A 17,648-nucleotide genomic window follows, 5' to 3' on the forward strand; every position below is an offset into this window, starting at 1 on the left:
AAAAACCTCCATTAAACGTCAGAAAAATGACATACCTAGATCGGTTTTTTTGAGGATCCATTATGGAACTGGCAATAATATTAATGATGCTGTTAATTGTGGTCGCACTGGGCGCCATAAAACTGTCAGATGGTGGCGTGGCGTTTCCGTTCAGACGCAAACCGTCGCTGTTCACACCAGTAGAGCATACATTTTTAAATTTAATCGAGCAGTCGGTAGGACGCGAGTTTCGCGTGGTATGCCGGGTACGCTTGAACGACCTGGTACAGGTGCGAAATAACACAGCTAAAAAGCAGGCCGGCGCAGCATTAAGCCGTGCTTCGTCCCGCCAGCTTGATTTTGTATTATGTGATAAAACCGATATGACCCCGGTGTTAGCGATAGATTTGGTACACAGAGGCGCTAAAGAAGGCTACAAAACGCAACGCGACTGGTTTGTATCTGGCGCGTTAGATGCCGCAGGCTTGCCCCACGCCCGGATCAAGGTTAAATCAGGTTATACGGTGGAAGAAATTCGGGAATGCCTGGAAACCAAACTGATACCTTACCGGCGCCGTCAGCAGAAAGTCAGTCAGGCTCCGGTACATAATCCTGAGCCACCGATACGCCCGACCCGGCCTCTTCGCTCTAGCCGCGCAGCAGCGTAAAGTTTAGGGGGAAAGCCGCCCCTCAAAGGCTTTCTCCCGTGTTTGTTTTGGTGACACTGTCAGTTTTGCGTATTTCGTATTACCATTAGTCTATTCAGCTCAATTTGCGTCACCGCGTGACGCCCTCAGTGTATAAGAAGCTTATGTCTACAATTGGAATTCTCGGGGCAATGGATGAAGAAGTCGCCTTGCTACAGGCGTCACTGAAAAATGCCACTACTCGCCAATGGCACCACTTAACCTTTATTGAAGGTAAACTTAACCACCACACGGTAGTGGTAGCCAAATGTGGTATCGGCAAAGTGGCTGCAGCGCTGGCTACCACCGCCATGATTCAGTTATACAGCCCGGATTACATGGTAAATACCGGCTCTGCCGGCGGCTTTGATCAAGAGCTTGAGATTGGCGATATAGTGATAGGCACCGCCATCAAACATCATGATGTGGATCTAACCCATTTCGGTTACGCCTTAGGCCAATGTGCTGGTGATATGCCAGAAGCCTATCATAGTGATACCACATTGGTTGACGCCGCGCGCACAGCTGCCAATGATATCGCAGGTATAAAATGTAAAGACGGCCTGATTTGTACCGGCGATGCATTTATCGGTAGTGATGAAGCGGCGCAAAAAATACGTAACGCTTTCCCTGATATGAAAGCCTGTGAGATGGAAGGGGCGGCCATCGCGCAAACATGCCATATGTTAAATACCGCATTTGTGGTGATTCGCTCGCTATCAGATATAGCCGGAAAAACCTCGAGCATATCGTTTCAGGAGTATCTGGAAGTAGCGGCTAAGCACTCTGCTCAGTTAGTTATCGCCATGGTAGCCGCATTGCGCTAACGTTAGCTGAGCTGTATTGGCCTGTGAACAATTACCCCTTCTTCAGCCAGCCTGAAATTCAAGCCCTGGCAATAGCATTACTGGCAATTGTCAGTGATGCTATATGGCGCTGGCCGCGGGCATACCATCCATTAACGCTAATGCGCTATCTGGCTGAGGCGATGGCAACCCGCGTCCGGCCCGGGCACAATGATACGGCATTTCAGCACAGTATCTCTGGCTCGCTGGGCGCGATAGTGTTGGTAGCGCCCTTGGTGATTTTATTGGCTATGCTGGTGTATATGGCCGAATACCCCCTCTTTTTCGAAGCGGTTATATTATTGTCTGTGCTGGATTTTGGTCACGACCGGGCTTGCTACAACCAAGTATTACAGGCCCTGGGAAAAGAAAAAAAGGTTCTCGCCCGTCATACGCTTAAAACGATAGTAGCCCGCGATACCGATAGGCTAAGCCCGGTAGGAGTGGCCAAAGCGGCCATCGAATCGCTGTTATTACGCTTTTACTATTTGTATTGTGGGGTGTTGTTTTGGTTTGTGCTGGCCGGGCCTGTGGCGGCGCTGACTTACCGGCTACTGTTACTGCTAAGCTGGCAATGGCATCGTCGGCGCCCCGGCTTTATGCGTTTTAGCCACCCGGTAACCCAGCTGGTTCACCTTGCCGCTATTATACCCTGTATCATAGGCGCAATTATCATGGCGCTGGTCACCCATCCCGTTAAAGCATTTAAAGGGGCTCGGAAGAGCCCGCCGAAAGACGGTAGTTCTTTGCTGTTGGCCATGTTTGGTAATGCAATGGGGATCCAGCTTGGTGGCCCAGCTATTTATCATGGTATTAAATTGCGCTATCCCCGGGTGGGCGGAGGGCGTGAGGTCAGATTTTCAGATCTTACTTATACCAACCGCGCCATCACACGGGCGGTTATTTTGTTCGCTACCCTTCTTTGTTTGTTTTATCTGGCGGTATACCGGCTTACCTTATGACCCCTGTATTATATGTACGTGTTATTCTATGCCTTTGTTTAACAGGTTTTTTGCCTTTCATAAAAGCACAGGCGACAACCATTGTGACATTGTCACCCCACCTCACCGAATGGGTTTATAGCCTTGGCCAGCAGGAGCAACTACTGGCGGTCAGTGCCCATAGTGATTACCCATTACAGGCCGCAAAGTTACCCGTGGTAGCCGATTATAATGGGGTGGATATAAAAGCAATTGTGAGACTAAACCCTGACCTGATACTGGCGTGGGACGGCGGCAATAAACCCCAGGATATCGCACGCTTAAAAGCGTTAGGCTTTAACGTGTTTTTATCTTCCCCACGGAAACCGGCTGATATTAGCCGGGAAATACGGCGACTGGGAACACAGTTAGGTGTTAGCGATGCGGCGGAGGCCGTGACCCGGCCGTTTGACGAGGGGCTGGAAGGGTTGCAGGAGCAGTATCAGCAACGTCCTTTTACGAAAGTATTTTATTATATGTGGGCCCAACCTTTGATGACTATTGGCAGCGCCGCCTGGGCGAATTCATTGCTTTCAGTCTGCGGGGCCGACACTGTGTTTAGTGATTCGCCGGTAGTCTATCCCCAGGTATCAATACAAGAAGTCATACGCCGCCAGCCCAGTTTTATCATTGCTGCAAGTGGCCGGCCGTTATCCGCTGAAAAAGCCTTTTGGGACAGCCACCGTTCTGTACTGGATACGCCATTGATTCAGGTAAACCCGGATATTACCAGCCGGTTTACCTTAAGGCTGCTTCCTGAATTAACCCGTATATGTGAAGCATTACACCCTGCCTAACACCTGTATTCGGCCCTTGCTATACGGTGTACCTGGCTAACGGTGACAGCATGTTGGCTTAACGCTATACTAATAATGGTATCTGGCAGCCTGTCACGCGGTATGTTTTTGCTGGTTGGGTAAATACGTTTTCTGCTGACCATAGGTCTCTGCTATGCGTTATATTATTTTAAGCTTACTGATGGGCCTTGGCCTTACCTTTAGTCTGTTAGGCGACTGCGATCCACGCGCGGTTCCCCCTACAGCGATATCGATAAATACGGCTTCCCACATGCTGGAAAAAGTGCGCGCAAAGGAGTGGTTATTGATAGATGTACGTTCGCCAGCAGAATATGCCGAAGGACACATCCCAGGGGCGATTAACATGCCGCATAATGAAATAGATCATTATTTGGCGCGGTTAGAGCAGCATGAGGGTAAGCCAATTATTATTTACTGTCGTTCAGGCCGAAGAGCAAAATTGGCTATGGAAACACTGAAAAAGCGTGCTTATCATGATGTTAGTCATTTAGAAGGTGATATGATGGGATGGCACGGCGCCGGCTTGCCTGTTGACAGAATGTAATCAAAAGCAGCCAGAAGGTACCCGCGTATTATTAACGTCCAGTTATGTATTCATGCATCCGCTGGGGTAAAGATGACAGCATTCTCGACAGGTGCTACCGTAAAATACTTGTGTAGTTATTTATAAGAAGCGATCCCAACCTATCATGACAATAGATATTGCCACCCCTGCGATGTTGTTCCCGGCCATTTCCCTATTACTGCTTGCTTATACAAATCGTTTTTTAACGCTGGCAACCATCATACGAAATTTTTCTAAGGAAAAATGGGACCAGAACACTGAAGCGCAGATCCATAATTTACGCGTAAGAATTCAGCTTATTAAATGGATGCAAATTGCCGGTGTTGTCAGTTTTTTCTTGTGCGTGTTATCTATGTTAGCGATTTATCTAACCTACCAGATAGCCGGTAACTGGATTTTCGCCGCCAGCTTAGTATGCTTGCTTTATTCGTTGTGGACATCGGTTCGGGAAATTTTAATTTCAGTAGAAGCACTTGATGTGCACTTGGATGGAATTAAAACAAAGTAAGCAAAACGCCCCTTTCGGGGCGTTAATTTATTGCGGGCCGGAAAACCACTCAGTTTAACTTAAATGGGCTACCGGTGATGACACCAGCCTGGAGCTATGCGGTAATAGTGATCCGTGCAAATTTACGTTTACCCACCTGATAGACCGCTTCGCCAGGTTCATTTAACTGTAAACGGGTGTCGCTAACCTTTTCGCCATCAATTTTAACCGCGCCTTGTTTTATCATCCGCATCGCATCGGACGTCGAGGCCACCAAACCAGCCTGTTTTAGCACATTGCCAATGGCTAAGCCGGCCTCTTCGAGGGCAATAGAAACCTCGGGCATGTCATCTGGGATAGCATTTTTTTGAAAGCGCTGAACAAAGTCGTTGTACGCGCTGGTAAAGGCCTCGTCATCGTGAAAGCGGCAAATTAATTCTTTGGCCAGTTCTATTTTAATATCTCTGGGATTTGCGCCCTGCTCAACCTGTTCTTTTAGTTGGGCAATCTCTTCCAACGGACGGAAACTTAACAGCTCGAAGTAACGCCACATCAATTCATCAGAAACCGACATGACTTTGCCAAACATATCATTCGGCGCATCGGTAATACCGATATAATTGTTAAGCGACTTAGACATTTTTTGTACACCGTCTAAGCCTTCCAGTAAAGGTACCATAATGGTCGTTTGAGGCTTTTGACCATTTTCTTTTTGTAACTCACGGCCCATCAGCAAGTTAAACCGTTGGTCGGTGCCACCTAACTCGACATCAGCGTTAAGCGCAACAGAATCCCAGCCCTGAACCAAGGGGTATAAAAATTCATGGATGGCAATAGGCTGGTTATTCGTATACCGTTTTTTGAAATCATCCCGCTCCAGCATGCGCGCAACGGTTTGGCTGGCGGCAAGTTTGATCATACCGTCAGCGCCTAACTTATCCATCCATTCCGAATTAAAGCGCACCTGTGTTTTAGCCGGGTCCAGGATTTTGAAAACTTGCTCCTGATACGTTTTTGCGTTTTCTAATACCTGATCTTTGCTTAAAGGCTTGCGAGTCACATTTTTACCTGTAGGATCGCCAATAAGTCCGGTGAAATCGCCGATTAGGAAAACAACATTGTGACCAAAATGCTGGAACGTCCGCAGTTTGTTGATCAATACTGTGTGGCCAAGATGCAAGTCGGGAGCTGTAGGGTCAAAACCTGCTTTTACCGTTAGGGTTTTGCCTGATTTTAGCTTCTCAATAAGATCGTCTTCAGGAAGTATTTCGTCTGTTCCACGTTTTATTTCAGCAAAAGCGGTTTGCCAGTCACTCATCGGTATTTTCCACACATCGGTAAATTGATTTGATCAGGGCGAGCATTTTACGCATGTGGGTGAACCAATGAAAGGTTTAGGCGTCAAAAACGGGATTATCGGCCTGCTTTCTTTTCCTAAAGTATAGCTTTTAAGCAAGCTTAAGTGGAAAGTAGGATTTGAACGAGATATTCTCAGGTCAGTTAGTAGGATGAGAATGAATTTGAAAGATAACGTGGTGTTTAAAACAATACGAAAACTTCCCAAGCCGCATCGCACCGGGTTAATGATTGGTAGCCTGCTGCTTGGCGGGTTAATCATGTTGCCGTCAGACCCAGTGGAAGCTAGCCGCCATCAAGAGTCTTTAGTACTTGATACTGGTGTACGCTACCCATTGGAATTGTCGGTGAACGATTCACCAGCAGTGGCGTTTGGCGAAGAAGATACGCAATGGCAATTATTCCAGGTTGGCGCGGGTGATACCCTGGCGAAAATTTTTAAACGTGCCGGTTTTTCGGCCCGGGACACCTATAATGTGACCGAAGCCGGGGAACTAGCCAAAATGCTGGTTACCTTGGTACCAGGCGATATGCTCTATCTTAAGGCAGATGAGTCAGGCGCTTTCAATGGACTCAAGTACGCCATATCACCACGCGAAACCTTGGTTATTACGCCTGCAGACGATGCCGGTAATATGATAGCCGACATTGATACTAAAGAAGTCGAAACCCGCTATAACTTTGCCCAGGGTGAAATTGATAGTAGCTTCTGGAAGGCCGGTGTAACAGCGGGGCTTACCAACAACCAGATTATGAACCTGGCAGCACTGTTCGGCTGGGATATCGACTTTGCGATGGAAATTCGCCAAGGCGATAGTTTTAATATGGTATTTGAAGAGCATTATATAGATGGCGAATTTGTAGGCTTCGGAGATATTGTAGCTGCTGAATTTACTAATCAGGGCGAGAAGTTTACGGCTATCCAGTATACCGATGGCAACTATTATACGGCGGAAGGCCGCAGTATGCGTAAAAGCTTCTTACGCGCGCCAATTAACTTCAAATACGTAAGTTCAAATTTTACCGGCAAACGCTTCCACCCCGTGCAGAAGCGCTGGAAGTCACATAATGGTACTGATTATGTCGCCGCTGTCGGCACCCCGGTAATGGCTTCAGGCGATGGCCGTGTTGTACAGTCTTCTTACAACCGCTTTAACGGTAATTATGTGTTTATCCAACATGGTGAGAAATACGTAACCAAATACCTTCACTTTAAAAAGCGAGCGGTCAAAGCGGGTGAAGTGGTTAAACAGGGCCAGGTTATTGGCTACCTGGGCAGCACTGGGATGGCGACGGGCCCTCATTTGCATTACGAGTTTTTGGTGAATGGCACGCACCGCAATCCACGGACTGTGGAGCTACCCAAGGCCGCGCCTATTGAAGCTTCACAGCGCGCAGCATTTATGGAATTGGCACAAAATCGGCTTACTCAGCTAAGCAACAACCGCCGTATCATGCTAGCCATGCAGTAATATGCGTTATTTTATTGGGCTGATGTCAGGTACCAGCATGGATGGCGTAGACGCCGTGCTTTGCCAGATATCAGCGGATAACTTTCAGACCTTGGGTAGTGTCAGCCTGCCCTTTCCTGCCGATTTATTGCTTCGTCTGCATGCATTATGTGCCCCTCAACCCAATGAAATAAATTTGATGGGTAGTGCTGATATTGAAATTTCTCATCTGTTTGCCCGGGCGGTAAAACTATTACTTGAACAACACAACCTGGCAGCCGACCAGATAGCGGCTATAGGATCTCACGGCCAAACTATCCGACATTTCCCCGACGGCTACGAACCCGGCTTACCTGGTTTTACATTGCAGATAGGCGATCCGAATACGCTTGCAGCGTTAACCGGGATTGCGGTAGTGGCCGATTTTCGGCGCAAAGACATCGCCCTCGGGGGCCAGGGCGCCCCGCTGGTTCCGGCCTTCCACCAAGCTATTTTTGGCCAAGACATCCACCCTGTCGACACCTTGCAAGACATCCACCAAAGCTCAATGGACAGCCACTCCACACCCGCGCAAGCCACCCATACTGTAGATCGCGATACCCGCCCAGACAGCCACCGCGCAATCGTAAACATCGGAGGCATCGCCAATATCAGTATTGTGGCGTTAAACACTAACCAGGTAAGCGGTTATGATACCGGCCCAGGAAATACGTTAATGGATTTTTGGTGTAAGGCCCATACATTACAGGCCTTTGATATGGATGGTAACTGGGCAGCCACGGGGAAAGTGAACAAACCCTTATTAAAGAAGTTGTTAGCTGACGCTTACTTTAAGCGTCAGCCGCCAAAGAGCACGGGCAGAGAATATTTTTCACCTCAATGGCTAAACGCTAAACTTGCCGGGTACAATTCAGTCTCCGCAGAAGACGTGCAGGCGACCTTGTGCGTTATGACAGCAAGGCATATAGCCGACGCTATCAACTCGCGCCAAGATATTGAGCAGGTATTTATTTGCGGCGGCGGGGCATACAATAAAACGTTAATGGCACACCTGTGCAACAATCTTGCTCAATGCCACGTCGCATCTACATTACGATTGGGTATTGCTCCGCATGAGGTTGAAGGTGCGGCCTTTGCTTGGTTGGCTTTTGCTTATATGGAAAGGCTAACGGCCAATGTACCCCAGGTGACGGGGGCTAGCAGACCCGCAGTACTCGGTGGATTATATCTACCCGACTAGGAATATCAGGATGCTTCACTTAGTCCGGTTAACTTAGCAAGTCGATCGAATCGGGCTAACCACTGGGCCCGCGCAAAAGCTATTTGTTCCGCGCCTTCCAGACCTTCATGGTTCAGATGTAGAGTACTGCTTCTACTATCAACAGATTCGAACCTAACATCTACGGAAGACTCGTATCCTTCATCTAGTTTGAGAGTAAAAAGAAGTTGTTCGTTTGCCCTTACCTGAGCAAACTCACCAGTATAGCGCCGCGCCATCTCACCATACTCATTGATAAAAACCATTTCAAATTCCGCACCTTCGCGTACATCTAGTACAACATACTTTAGCTGCATGTCTTCAGGCATAAACCACTGCACCAATAGCTCGGTTTTACAGAAACAATTAAACAGCCTGGTGAGTGGCATTGAAAATGACTGATGAAAAGACAAATTATTCATTCAGGTGCCTGTTATGTTGAAAGTTATCCATTCCATTACTTTAGTGTAAACCATTCGCCGGCCAGGCGCGATATGAACCCGGCCAAGGGGGCAGATTACAGTTGTTTCCTCCTACCGCGTTAAAACTTAACCAACCATGCGCGTTATTCAAACCGTTATCGTTAAGTCTTTGTAACCGGCGCTCTACGTTACCCGGCGGCGCGTTACGCCACGGTACAGTAGGTATTTAATGCCTTTTGCGTGCTTAGAGGAGCGCTCGCGGCCCCTCTAAAATGCTGTTCAAATTTTTGGGTAACCGATAGCCAATGCGCCTGGTCAACGTGAATACGTTCAAGAATGGGTAGCAGCGAAGCGGGTATGACTCCCTTCTTATTCGCCGCTATGCATCTGCCGGTATAGTCTACCAGGGTTATATAGTCGGTAGTGCTTAGTGGCAGATGAAGGCTGTTACTTATGCCGGTGGGCGGAATAAAAGGCATGAGCCTGGGCGGCTGTCGCCTGGTCTTAAATGCACGAATGCGGGCCGCGATACTGGTAAAGCGCGCGTCTTCGGGCGCGATAACCATGCCTGCCCGTAGTGGGTTCAAATCAACATAGACCATGCAGGATAACAACGCCGCTTCATCCAGTAAGGCTTGAGATTTAAACCTACCCTCCCAGAAACGCCCGGTACAGTCATCCTCTTTATTGGCCTGGCGGGCAATGTACTCATTAAGTTCTCGCATAAACCAGCTTATTGATTGAAGACGCTGCCGATAAACTGATACACAGGCATTGACCGTGGCGCGTTCAGCCTGCGAGAGTGTCGCACCCTGAGCATACAGCTGCGTGAGGCGGGTTCCCCGATGCAGTTTATGCCATTGTCGCAACACATGTTTGTTCGACCATTGCTGTGCCCGTTCAGTAGCCACCCGAAGCACCACATGTGTATGGTTGCTCATCACCGCATAGGCGCATAAATCTATAGCAAATACTCTGGCAAGAAAGTACAAACGACGCTCTACCCACCCGCGCCGATGTTCATAGCTTTTTCCTGTAAAGCTGTCTTTCCCGCACAAACAAGCACGACGGACACAGCGCGAGACACAATGATAATAGGGTGTTTGTTCTACACAGATAAGCTCTTTCCGGGGCCGGGGCATACACTGTTCGCAAAAATGAATTGAACGTATATTTTTACCGAACAACAACAGTTAATCTGCTGGTCCTAAGAAGGGTTTTTGTATTAATCAAACGTTCGAATATACAAGCTCTCGACTTTCTCCCTCGCCCAGGGTGTACGACGTAGAAATTTAAGGGAGGACTTAATAGAAGGGTCATTATTAAAACAGTTTATTTTAATCTCGTTATACAACCCTTCCCAACCATAATGCGCCTGTAATTTCACCACGACATTCTCGAGCGTAAGCCCATGCAAAGGATTGTTCGGTTGTTGCTGATTCATGAGACATCCACACTTGTTGGTTAATCCCGAAAGCATACCAGATTATTGATGTAGGCCTAATATGGGGATAGGACTTTTATACGTACAAAGTCGACTCACCTCATCTGCTATCTTTATTATATGCGAAAAAATATAGGTGGGTGTCTTTGCTACAACTTGGTGGGTGTCTTTGCTACACCCCCTGCGCTACCCCATTGAGGTTTATCGGTATTTTGCACAATCTCAGGTTTAGCTAACGTCTTGGTTATCTTACCGCGACGTTAGCGGATGCCCTACCGGTGTAAGTGTAAACTTAATACGCAGCGGATTCTTGAATGCAAAGGCGCGCGTATTGGCAGCCTATAGCATCGTTTCCAAAGGTGGCTGCCCTGAAAAGTGTTCGGCGCTCACCTGCGATGATATTTCTATAAATAACCTATCGATATCATGTGGGGGCATAAAGCCAGCGCAGAAACCTTGCTTATGAGGCTCGATAAAATGCTGCGCCGCTAGCATGAAATGCGCTATTAAATATTTTATATTATCGGTGCCCATCGCGATACGCATTGTGGTTAACTCAATCCCTGCGAGCTTTTGCTCTGAAGGGCTTAGCTCGGAATGCGATGTGAGAGCAGGACTGAGCACAATAGTATTAGTTTGCCCTATGCTTACCTGATGGCTAAATGCAGGCTCAAGCGCGTCAAAGAAACGGGTAAACACTTCTTTTGGTAACTCAGCCCGGGCCAGGTCAATAGTGAATAACGTACAGGGCCATTGATGGTTGTGCTGCTTGTTTTTAACTTTTGCATTGGGGTGGGTGTCTATAGCATGGCTGTTTACATGAATCGCAGGGTGAGCATCCAGAAACGCTGTAAACACCTTTGTATTGATAACTTTATTCATAAGGCGTAGTTCAAGCGTTTTTATGCCATTCAATACATCAAATGCTTTTTCGGAATCTAAAAATGCCCCTTTAATATAATAAACATCCCAAAACATTGTGCGGGACCACACTACCCCATTAACTTCGCTGCCTTTAGGTTGAAACATTCTGTAGCCTTCGCCGATGACCACGCCGGCAGTGGTAGCGCCACTTCCACATAGATCTTTGGTATAGCTGTGAACAATATAATCGGGTCGACAGGTCAATTCAGTATGTTGCAACGGTTGATGAAGTACTGGCGTGGCTAAAGTAGAATCCAGCATAACTAAACAATCATGCTGATGTGCATATCGTGATATAGCTGGCACATCCAGTACAAAGCCATGAGGATTGCAGGGCGATTCAATATACACGTGTAGATGGGCCCCACTATCGAGCCGCTCACTGTGGTCGGCACGTGTCTGGTCGAAAAAAATGATGAAATCTTCCTCTGTATACCCATCGAACCATGCTATTTGTATATCCATGCGGCGAGACTGGGCATAATAGTCATGCAGTAACTGATACACGCCGCCATACACATTTCTTGATACAATAAGTACATCTCCCTGGCCCAGTACATTGGCCAGTAGTGCATCTATTGCTGCCATACCACTATTGAAATTCCATGCCATATAGTCGGCAGCAAAGGGCCCTGCTTCCATATCTACAATTGCATTCGCTAACGAGATATTTGTAGGATTTAGCAGTCTTGAGTATATTTGATGAGTAAACTCTTTACCCTGAAACGCATCATCCACCCATTCTGTACAGGCATATACATAAGTGGCGGTACGGACCACCACAGGGGTTGCTGAAAACAGTGCAGTGACATTATCGAATAAAGGATAATGGTTGCGGCTCAGCTGACTACTCCCCAGACTCTGCCACGTTTTGCGAAAGGGATTTTGCAGGGTATCTAATATTTTGGCTAACTGAAAAGATAAGAACTTTTTCGCATTGAACCAGGCAACTTTATCTTCTCGATCCAGCTCTCCCAAAGTGGCTTCAGTAATTTCCCACAAGCGAGTCACATCAGTTTGAGCATGATACAGGTGCTTAGCAGTTGCAGCTAACGCCTCACCGTACGGGGTTTGCTTATCGATACCAAAGTGGGCAAGCTGTTCTTCCACTAATTCCTCTATTGTAGTTGACTGAGTAGTATTACGACGAGGGGAAAGACGGCGGGCGTGGTCGATAGAATAGCTCATCAAAGATTACTTCCATAAAAGACGATAGCCAGATTTATACATTTTATTAACATTAATTAAATAAAAAAGCTGGTTTTGCCGGCTTGCTGACAGGAAAGAAAAGTTTACTATGCACCAAACTAATGACTCTGCGAATGTTGTGATATTGAGCAAAGAATACGACGGCTATCACCGTGCTCTCAGTCAATATAATGCGCCAGCAGTACATATTGTAACGGCCACCGATGACCCCCAGCAGATTGACCTTGAATCCACCCAAGTAATGCTTGCTGATCCTGGCCTTGCCGCCAGCGTTATTGAGCAGTGTAAGAATATTAAGTGGGTTCAGTCTGGCTGGGCAGGGAATACCCCGCTACTTGAGAAAAGCAAAAGGGACTATTGGTTGAGCGGTGTGAAGGGTGTGTTTGATATGCAAATGCGCGAGTATGTCTTTAGCTATCTGCTCTATTTTTCTCGCAATATCGCGGGGTTTGACACAGCCAAAAAGCATAGTAAAAATAAATGGTGCAAACCGGAATTTAATTACCTAAAGGGCAAAACGCTAGGTATTTTAGGTGCTGGTTCTATAGGTAGCGCCCTGGTGCCTATTGCCAACGCATTCGGCATGCATGTAATTGGCCTGCGTAAAAGCGGGGCCCCCCAACCCGGTTTTAAAAAGGTATACCAAAACAAAGAGTTACTAACATTCGCCAGACAAAGTGATTTCGTTGTTAGCTTGCTGCCCGACACCCCGCATACCCGTGGAATAATAGATGCACAAGTTCTTGCTGCGCTGCCCCCTTCAGCCGTGCTGATCAACGCTGGCAGAGGTAACGCAATTGTCGAAGACGATTTGTTGCATGCTTTAGACACCCACCAGATTGCCGCAGCAGTATTAGACGTATTTGAGCAAGAGCCACTACCCGACGCTCATCCATTTTGGCAACATGACAAAATACATATTACTCAACACACGGCGGCAACGTCACTTCCTGAAGATGTAGTTGCGGTATTTTACGAAAACTACCAACGTTATATCTCAGGTTTAGCACCTAACTACCTGATAGACTTTGATAAAGGTTATTAAACCCTAACAATAGATATATAGACACCCACTTTACATCACCATATACCAGGCATTAACTATGCTTAGTATTCGGGGTGGGTGTCTTGAGACGTATTGCGAATAATAGGTGACCGCTTCAAAGAAACAGACACCCACTAAACTAATCTGCCTAAATCTCTCAAACCATTTGGTTAACTGAAGGTGGGTGTCTTAGCTCAGTCGTCATGATTCAGTCGCAAAATCCGCGCTGTACCTTTGACCTTAGGTATAACGTGGCTGTCCTGTAAACATTGCTTTTAGCGCCAGCCATTCCATTAGTAAATTGCCAATCAGAGCTAGGGGCAATTCGGCGCGCGGTTAGCGGCGAGGATCGGTAGCGGTTACTTCAATCCGGTCTACGTGCTGTTCTCGAAATGATTTCAACGCATCCAATCCTTCAAGTTTATGTAGCTCCCTGAATTCAATCCAATCGATAACGGTATAAAGACAAATAGCAGGATAATGCCAGTACGCAAACTCTCCTTGCGCCACCTGTTCATTCAGCGCTTTCAAACTTGCCGTAATGCGGTCTTTTTGCATTCTGATAAACAGCGCATCCTGATCGGCCTGAATATGCGAACGTTTTAGCATAAACAATGAAACAAACGAATCATTTACAGCATCGATAAGGGTAAGCTGATTTTCTTCATCCCACGAGAGTGGCGCATACTGAAACTTAGTGCTTAGATAACGCTGAATTACCCGCGAATCAAATACAACCTGATCTCCATCTTCCAAACAAGGCACTTTCATTGTGGGCGACTTACGGGCAAGCGTTTCACGCCCCTCGCCCTCAAAAATATTCAAGTTAATAAATTCGTGATCGGTCTGTGATAAAAGAATACGAATACGTCTGACGTAAGGGGAAGTTGTAGAGCCGTAAAGTTTCATAATCTGTCCTGGTAATCAGTATGAAAACTGGACGATCGCTAACTATCGTCCGCGTACCGCCAATCAATCCCATTAAATGGGATGAGGGGGTGTATCATAATACTTGTACAATAGGTAATTACAGCAGCAGAAAAAAGCAACTATCTGATGAAATACGATGAACCTACGGCTGGCAAAGACCAGCCGAAAACGCTATACGCTAAAGCTTGCCCCACAACCGCAGGTTGTTGTGGCATTTGGGTTTTCGACTAGAAATCGTGAGCCTTCCAGCCCTTCAACGTAGTCCACTACACCGCCCACCAGGTATTGTAAACTCATGGGGTCAACCACCAATGTGACACTGTCTTTTGCAATGGTCATGTCACCTTCATTTACCTTTTCATCAAAAGTAAAACCATACTGAAAGCCCGAACAGCCACCACCGGTAACATATACCCGAAGTTTCAGTTCCGGGTTCTCTTCCTCGGTCACTAATTCTTTCACTTTCGCCGCTGCCGCATCAGAAAATTCGATAGGCAAAGCCGTTTCTACAGACATATGAACCTCAATAACAAAAAACCGTAGGCTGATTAAATCAGCATCTAACGCTATTATCTTACAGACGACAGCGCCAATCAATGTCAGCCAGCATTATTGTGGGGGGGTATCATCGTCGGCCTCACCATTATTAGCAATGACCTGCTGCCAATCAACCTGCCAGCGATAATCTTCACGCTTCGTAGTGTATTGATAAACCTGAGAACTAAATAGAATCTGCTGCGCGACAAAGCCTTCCGGTAAGCTAAATTCCACCCGCACAGTTTGAAAAAATTTAAATCGATAGTCCACCGGGCCATCCGGCAACAATGTCTTACTGCCACTGCATATTTGCGCCGTTTCATTGGCCAGGCTACCTTTAATACAAATTTTAAGGTCACCTTTTATTACCGCCCGGCGGGTCAGGCGTTGTAACAGCACAAATTCCATCACGTAATACTGTGGCTGTCCGGTTATATCCTGTGGCTGTCCTGGCGTTGTTGTAGCATTTGCTGTTGCTTCGCTACCCTCTATATCGTTAGGGGCAGCTTGTCGCTCTGGCAGTGCATTGGCCTGTCTGATTTGCAGCCCATCAACCACAAAGCCTTCCTGCACACTTTCAGGGGCCATAACGTTACGATAAAAACTCACTGACGAACTGGTTTTCGCTAATTGTCGATGCAGCGCTGCCACCTGCTCCTGGTGGTCGGAGGCAGCTAACTCAGCAAGGGCCAAACGGGTTTCTAGCTGGTGCTTTTCTAATAGCAGGGCACTGTGTTCATTTTGTAAGGAGCTTAAGGTAGCCTGCACGTTACTAAGTTGGGCTTGCTCGCTGTTATAGTGATGTGTTGCCATAGCAAAACCTAACGCAATCATGGCAAGAATGATCACCCCCGCCAACACGCTAAGGCGAAACCCACCCAGTTTGTAAAGCCAATGTACCTGCTGTTTCTTCACGTCTTAATAACCAGCCATAATTATAAAAAATCAGATGCTTAGGAAATACCTTGCAATATGATAAGCTAATATCATGCTTTAGGTTACCCCTACCTGGGTCATTACATGCGTCTTCATGGCCTTCGTCAAGAACTTGCCCATCCGCGTACCTCTGTCCTGGTTTGTTTACTAGGCATTGTAGGTGGAGTAATTGCTGCTGCGCTGATTATTCTGTTCAGGCTGTGTTATGAATGGTTACACAACAGTGCATTAGACACCCTCACCAGCGTTATTCAACACGAATGGCTGGCGCGTTTTATAATGCCGTTAGCCGCGGTAGGCATGATTTTACTTATTGCCTTTCTTACCGGCTTTAAACATTACCGAATGGGCATTCCGTTTGTTATCCATCGGGTAAAGATGTTTTACGGCTACGTCCCCTTTCGTACCACTATCAATCAGTTTTTTGGCGGTATGTTTGCCCTGGCCGGCGGCTTCGTAGTAGGTCGCGAGGGCCCCTGCGTGCATATTGGCGCATCCGGAAGCAGTTATGTCGGGCAATGGCTTCGCTTACCGTACAACAGTATTCGGATTTTAGCGGGTTGCGGTATCGCGGCGGGTATCTCTGCTTCATTTAATACCCCATTTGCCGCTGTCATTTTTGTTATGGAAGTGGTGTTAAGAGAATACAAAATCCACATTTTTGTGCCTATTATGCTGGCCGCTGCCTGTGGTTCAGTATTAACTCGTATGGTATTTGGCGAGGTCAACGAACTTTCCTTTTTGTCGTTTGCCGCCTTTAGCGAATGGATGTACATCTATCTGGTGCTGCTGGGGATAGTTTTGGGTGCATTGGCAGCGCTATTTAATAATCAGTTGATGCGTGTCATGACCCTATTCCGCCCGTTTAGCATGATCTGGCGCCTGGTGCTGGCAGCCGTGATAACCGGTGGCATCAGTATTCTATTGCCGCAGGCCACCGGCGCCGATTTTGAAAGTATTGAAGTGCTCTTTACTCAGCAGCCTGGTAGCTGGTTGCTCCTGTCCCTGTTAGTGGCTAAATTTTTACTCGCGGTATTTGCCATCGGGCTGGGTGTGCCGGGGGGCATTATGGGCCCGGTGATGATTATCGGCATGCTAGCCGGCGCCTTGTTGTTAATGCCACTAAGCGGCTTTGTCGATATTAATGACTATACCAGCAGTTTTGCGCTATTAGGGGTGGCCGGTATGCTTACAGCCGTATTGCACGCCCCGCTGGCGGCACTTTCTGCGGTTATGGAGCTTTCTTATAGCCCGCAAATTATATTGCCCGCGATGCTGGTGATAGTGCCCGCTTATGTTACCTCTACACAGTTTTTAGGTAACCGCTCTATTTTTATTCGCCAGCTTGACTATCAAAACCTGCCATACGCCATCAACTCGATTCGCGAGGCGCTGGAAAAAACCGGTGTACTGGCAGCCATGGCGACAGACTACAAGCTATTTAAAGAAGCACCTGAGCCCGCAATTGAAAGCTTTTTAGCAGAAAACCCGACCACTATCGTATTACAGCAAAAGCAGCTTGAGCGCGAGATACAGTTTCGACTGGTGCAGTACGATGTCAGTTTGGATCACAATGCGCAGGCGTTAGACTATGTGACTATTGAAGGGCTTAATAGCCAGTGCACTCTGTATGAAGTTTATGAGAAACTAAAAAATGCTCGAAGCGGGGCTATCTACGTATACGATGACAGTGAACAGAACATTGTCGGTGTCATTACCTGGAATATTCTGCAAAGTTTCTTACAGCGCGCCCAGTACTAAAAAGGACGGATAATC

The 17,648-nt window shown here is 47.1% G+C and carries 18 protein-coding genes; 10 read left to right on the forward strand and 8 right to left on the reverse strand.

All coding sequences use genetic code 11. The features are described from left to right. Positions 1-62: 62 nt before the first annotated feature. The 6 genes from D0Y50_RS15070 to D0Y50_RS15095 all read left to right on the forward strand — a co-directional run bounded on the left by D0Y50_RS15070 (position 63) and on the right by D0Y50_RS15095 (position 4,381). Positions 63-647, forward strand: a complete 585-nt coding sequence (locus D0Y50_RS15070) for a DUF2726 domain-containing protein (RefSeq protein ID WP_117317719.1) — start codon at positions 63-65, stop codon at positions 645-647. A 143-nt stretch (positions 648-790) separates the two neighbouring features. After that, positions 791-1,492 (forward strand): 5'-methylthioadenosine/adenosylhomocysteine nucleosidase, encoded by a 702-nt coding sequence (locus D0Y50_RS15075; protein ID WP_117317721.1) that lies wholly within the window; start codon positions 791-793, stop codon positions 1,490-1,492. 23 nt (positions 1,493-1,515) lie between these two features. Beyond that, positions 1,516-2,472 (forward strand): cobalamin biosynthesis protein CobD/CbiB, encoded by a 957-nt coding sequence (locus tag D0Y50_RS15080; RefSeq protein WP_117317723.1) that lies wholly within the window; start codon positions 1,516-1,518, stop codon positions 2,470-2,472. 83 nt (positions 2,473-2,555) lie between these two features. Then, complete coding sequence (locus tag D0Y50_RS15085) at positions 2,556-3,287, forward strand: helical backbone metal receptor (protein ID WP_232366275.1); 732 nt, start codon at positions 2,556-2,558, stop codon at positions 3,285-3,287. A gap of 154 nt (positions 3,288-3,441) precedes the next feature. After that, positions 3,442-3,852: a rhodanese-like domain-containing protein gene (locus D0Y50_RS15090; protein ID WP_232366276.1), complete on the forward strand. Its 411-nt coding sequence runs from the start codon at positions 3,442-3,444 to the stop codon at positions 3,850-3,852. 145 nt (positions 3,853-3,997) lie between these two features. Beyond that, complete coding sequence (locus D0Y50_RS15095) at positions 3,998-4,381, forward strand: DUF2721 domain-containing protein (protein ID WP_108567467.1); 384 nt, start codon at positions 3,998-4,000, stop codon at positions 4,379-4,381. A 94-nt stretch (positions 4,382-4,475) separates the two neighbouring features. Here D0Y50_RS15095 and tyrS read toward each other — a convergent pair whose 3' ends face one another. Continuing rightward, positions 4,476-5,678, reverse strand: coding sequence for a tyrosine--tRNA ligase (gene tyrS, locus D0Y50_RS15100; RefSeq protein ID WP_108567466.1), 1,203 nt, complete (start codon positions 5,676-5,678; stop codon positions 4,476-4,478). Positions 5,679-5,868: 190 nt separating this feature from the next. On the opposite strand from tyrS, the gene D0Y50_RS15105 reads away from it, so the two are divergent. Beyond that, positions 5,869-7,188, forward strand: a complete 1,320-nt coding sequence (locus tag D0Y50_RS15105; protein WP_117317728.1) for an OapA family protein — start codon at positions 5,869-5,871, stop codon at positions 7,186-7,188. Between the two features lies 1 nt (position 7,189). After that, positions 7,190-8,407 (forward strand): anhydro-N-acetylmuramic acid kinase, encoded by a 1,218-nt coding sequence (locus D0Y50_RS15110; RefSeq protein WP_108567464.1) that lies wholly within the window; start codon positions 7,190-7,192, stop codon positions 8,405-8,407. 5 nt (positions 8,408-8,412) lie between these two features. Here D0Y50_RS15110 and D0Y50_RS15115 read toward each other — a convergent pair whose 3' ends face one another. The 4 genes from D0Y50_RS15115 to D0Y50_RS15130 form a co-directional block, all read right to left on the reverse strand. Then, a complete protein-coding gene (locus D0Y50_RS15115; protein ID WP_108567463.1) occupies positions 8,413-8,847 on the reverse strand; it encodes an SRPBCC family protein in 435 nt (144 codons plus the stop codon). A gap of 203 nt (positions 8,848-9,050) precedes the next feature. Beyond that, the gene (locus D0Y50_RS15120; protein WP_147318249.1) at positions 9,051-9,989 is read right to left on the reverse strand and encodes a transposase; all 939 of its coding nucleotides are present in this window, start codon (positions 9,987-9,989) and stop codon (positions 9,051-9,053) included. Positions 9,990-10,072: 83 nt separating this feature from the next. Then, positions 10,073-10,291, reverse strand: a complete 219-nt coding sequence (locus tag D0Y50_RS15125) for a VF530 family protein (RefSeq protein WP_108567450.1) — start codon at positions 10,289-10,291, stop codon at positions 10,073-10,075. A 339-nt stretch (positions 10,292-10,630) separates the two neighbouring features. After that, the gene (locus D0Y50_RS15130; RefSeq protein ID WP_117317732.1) at positions 10,631-12,403 is read right to left on the reverse strand and encodes a PLP-dependent transferase; all 1,773 of its coding nucleotides are present in this window, start codon (positions 12,401-12,403) and stop codon (positions 10,631-10,633) included. A gap of 109 nt (positions 12,404-12,512) precedes the next feature. Between D0Y50_RS15130 and D0Y50_RS15135 the strand changes: the two genes are divergently transcribed. Continuing rightward, positions 12,513-13,469: a D-2-hydroxyacid dehydrogenase gene (locus tag D0Y50_RS15135; RefSeq protein ID WP_117317734.1), complete on the forward strand. Its 957-nt coding sequence runs from the start codon at positions 12,513-12,515 to the stop codon at positions 13,467-13,469. 336 nt (positions 13,470-13,805) lie between these two features. Here D0Y50_RS15135 and D0Y50_RS15140 read toward each other — a convergent pair whose 3' ends face one another. The 3 genes from D0Y50_RS15140 to D0Y50_RS15150 form a co-directional block, all read right to left on the reverse strand. Further along, entirely contained in the window at positions 13,806-14,378 is a 573-nt protein-coding gene (locus D0Y50_RS15140) for a glutathione S-transferase family protein (RefSeq protein WP_176582459.1), read from the reverse strand. 192 nt (positions 14,379-14,570) lie between these two features. Further along, on the reverse strand, positions 14,571-14,915 hold the full coding sequence (gene erpA, locus D0Y50_RS15145; protein ID WP_108567462.1) for an iron-sulfur cluster insertion protein ErpA: 345 nt from the start codon (positions 14,913-14,915) through the stop codon (positions 14,571-14,573). A 93-nt stretch (positions 14,916-15,008) separates the two neighbouring features. Beyond that, a complete protein-coding gene (locus D0Y50_RS15150; RefSeq protein ID WP_117317738.1) occupies positions 15,009-15,851 on the reverse strand; it encodes a DUF6776 family protein in 843 nt (280 codons plus the stop codon). 105 nt (positions 15,852-15,956) lie between these two features. On the opposite strand from D0Y50_RS15150, the gene D0Y50_RS15155 reads away from it, so the two are divergent. Then, on the forward strand, positions 15,957-17,633 hold the full coding sequence (locus tag D0Y50_RS15155; protein ID WP_108567445.1) for a chloride channel protein: 1,677 nt from the start codon (positions 15,957-15,959) through the stop codon (positions 17,631-17,633). Positions 17,634-17,648: the final 15 nt, after the last annotated feature.

This window comes from Salinimonas sediminis (assembly GCF_003429285.1).
GTDB lineage: Bacteria > Pseudomonadota > Gammaproteobacteria > Enterobacterales > Alteromonadaceae > Alteromonas > Alteromonas indica.

Excerpts from the sequence above, each read along its gene's own strand:
- D0Y50_RS15070 (WP_117317719.1), top strand. The coding sequence starts at position 63 with ATGGAACTGGCAATAATATTAATGATGCTGTTAATTGTGGTCGCACTG.
- D0Y50_RS15075 (WP_117317721.1), top strand. The coding sequence starts at position 791 with ATGTCTACAATTGGAATTCTCGGGGCAATGGATGAAGAAGTCGCCTTG.
- D0Y50_RS15090 (WP_232366276.1), top strand. The coding sequence starts at position 3,442 with ATGCGTTATATTATTTTAAGCTTACTGATGGGCCTTGGCCTTACCTTT.
- D0Y50_RS15095 (WP_108567467.1), top strand. The coding sequence starts at position 3,998 with ATGACAATAGATATTGCCACCCCTGCGATGTTGTTCCCGGCCATTTCC.
- tyrS (WP_108567466.1), bottom strand. The coding sequence starts at position 5,678 with ATGAGTGACTGGCAAACCGCTTTTGCTGAAATAAAACGTGGAACAGAC.
- D0Y50_RS15105 (WP_117317728.1), top strand. The coding sequence starts at position 5,869 with ATGAGAATGAATTTGAAAGATAACGTGGTGTTTAAAACAATACGAAAA.
- D0Y50_RS15110 (WP_108567464.1), top strand. The coding sequence starts at position 7,190 with ATGCGTTATTTTATTGGGCTGATGTCAGGTACCAGCATGGATGGCGTA.
- D0Y50_RS15115 (WP_108567463.1), bottom strand. The coding sequence starts at position 8,847 with ATGAATAATTTGTCTTTTCATCAGTCATTTTCAATGCCACTCACCAGG.
- D0Y50_RS15120 (WP_147318249.1), bottom strand. The coding sequence starts at position 9,989 with ATGCCCCGGCCCCGGAAAGAGCTTATCTGTGTAGAACAAACACCCTAT.
- D0Y50_RS15125 (WP_108567450.1), bottom strand. The coding sequence starts at position 10,291 with ATGAATCAGCAACAACCGAACAATCCTTTGCATGGGCTTACGCTCGAG.
- D0Y50_RS15130 (WP_117317732.1), bottom strand. The coding sequence starts at position 12,403 with ATGAGCTATTCTATCGACCACGCCCGCCGTCTTTCCCCTCGTCGTAAT.
- D0Y50_RS15135 (WP_117317734.1), top strand. The coding sequence starts at position 12,513 with ATGCACCAAACTAATGACTCTGCGAATGTTGTGATATTGAGCAAAGAA.
- D0Y50_RS15140 (WP_176582459.1), bottom strand. The coding sequence starts at position 14,378 with ATGAAACTTTACGGCTCTACAACTTCCCCTTACGTCAGACGTATTCGT.
- erpA (WP_108567462.1), bottom strand. The coding sequence starts at position 14,915 with ATGTCTGTAGAAACGGCTTTGCCTATCGAATTTTCTGATGCGGCAGCG.
- D0Y50_RS15155 (WP_108567445.1), top strand. The coding sequence starts at position 15,957 with ATGCGTCTTCATGGCCTTCGTCAAGAACTTGCCCATCCGCGTACCTCT.